The organism is Acetomicrobium mobile (assembly GCF_937920065.1).
The window spans coordinates 1-1,728 of sequence record NZ_CALETC010000315.1; the positions used below are offsets into that span (position 1 = coordinate 1).

General features: G+C 41.3%; 2 protein-coding genes. Both read right to left on the bottom strand.

All coding sequences use genetic code 11. The features are described 5' to 3' along the window. Positions 1 to 271: 271 nt before the first annotated feature. Positions 272 to 1,216, bottom strand: a complete 945-nt coding sequence (locus Q7P41_RS11910; protein WP_303884530.1) for a hypothetical protein — start codon at positions 1,214 to 1,216, stop codon at positions 272 to 274. A gap of 96 nt (positions 1,217 to 1,312) precedes the next feature. Next, on the bottom strand, positions 1,313 to 1,728 hold a 416-nt coding region (locus Q7P41_RS11915), incomplete at its 5' end, for a lysophospholipid acyltransferase family protein (protein WP_303884532.1).

Genomic DNA, 1,728 nt, shown 5'->3' on the forward strand with positions numbered 1-1,728 from the left:
TTAAGGATTCGATCGAGGACTCGAGGACAAAAACGCACTTTGGCGCTATCTTCATCGCTGCATCGACATCTTTGCTAGACCTTAAAGCGGGAATTATTGAATTTTTTCTTAGAAAATTCTTCAAATCGCTTTGTCCTAACACAGAGACCCGCAACCCCTCTAATATTTTTCACTACTTATCAAGGCTTACTTTTTCTTGACTTCCTGTAATCAATTCTACCAGGTGCAGCGCCAACGTACAATTGAAAATGCAATTTAATTGTATGTTTCATTAGGAAATGGCGATCAAATTACCCATTTCCTTTGCACTTTTGCCGTAAAGCATCATTTCATTAGCACCATCCACAGCATCTCGGAAACCCCAGCAGGCAAAAATGACTTCTGATAAGGAAAGTAGGCACCTAGTGCGCAGATCTCCCCACAAGGGCATGCTTAAGCTCAACCATGTGTATAAGGATTGAGTCTCAAAGGCTTCTTTAAAACGATAAACAAACCTCAAAAGGTACGAGTCGACACCTTTGATCACTGTGGGATTGCTTTTGCTGAGCTCGAAATGTCTCAGTTGATCTGTCATAAAGCCACTTTCATCCCACTCGTGCAAAGTTGATTCATCTGGAAGTTTTGATAAAGAAAACCACATGGGGGGAGGAGGAATGTAAGAAGGATCTAAGACATCGATAGCTCTTGATAACCATATTTTCATGCGAGTTACAGATTCAGTCATATTCCAGTGCAAAGCCCATCTTAGTCCCCAATAAGCAATTTCCAGTGTGATATCTTTAACACAGCTATCTAAAGTATTCACACAAGGCTTTATAATTTCGCTCTTTTTGGTTGTTGTCGCAGTTCGTTTACGCATAATACTATGCAAAACGGAAATGGTCATTTCGTGATCACCAGGCGGTTCTAGAAGCTCGAGCAACCCTTTACGCAACATGTTAACCGATTCTTTTGTCAATAGAACGCTCCCCAGCAAGCCCATATCAAAAACTTTCGATTTATTATGGCATAATGAAACTTCGTTCCATTGACAACTTCCTATCTTACCCCAATGCCATACTTCGTAACTTTTGCAAAAAGTGCTTCCGATTAAAGCTCTATTAAAGGGCATAAAGAGCACAACAAGGGGGGAGAATTCCACTGGTATACCTGCCACAGAGCTGCTGTCAGGCAATCTCACTATCTCTCCTGAGGACATTAATTCATACAAGCGCATGTTGCGCTTCACCCCCTCTATTTCCCAATATAAGTTTACCCTTACGTTGCCTCAGAAACAAGTCCCAGCTTAATGTTAATAATGCTATATAAAAGTTTAAGCCCTCCATCGCCTATGAAGCCACAACCACTGTTCGGGACGTTTCTGGATAAAACTTTCCAATAACTCGTTAAACATTTCAGTCATCTTTTTTATAGCATCGTCTCTTGATAAATCGCAAAGTGGCTCTACGGGAGGCAGAACCAATACTTCATGTTTAAAAGGGGCAACTCTGTAGGAAACAATAGGAAGAACAGGAGCCTTCACCAGCAAACTTAACGCAGCCGGACCACCAACTGTGCTGGCCACTTTTCCCATAAAAGAAACGTTGATCCCGTCTTTTCCTCCATCTTGATCGGCCAAGATTCCAATAAACTTTCCTTGTTTTAATAATTTAGCACCCCTCAACAACAATCTTTTTTTAGGTATGGTTTCCACGCCTAACATTCCTCTATAGCTCGCTAATAACTCAG

Bases quoted from the DNA above. Each gene is read 5' to 3' on its own strand.
- Q7P41_RS11910 (WP_303884530.1), bottom strand. From the start codon at position 1,216: ATGCGCTTGTATGAATTAATGTCCTCAGGAGAGATAGTGAGATTGCCT.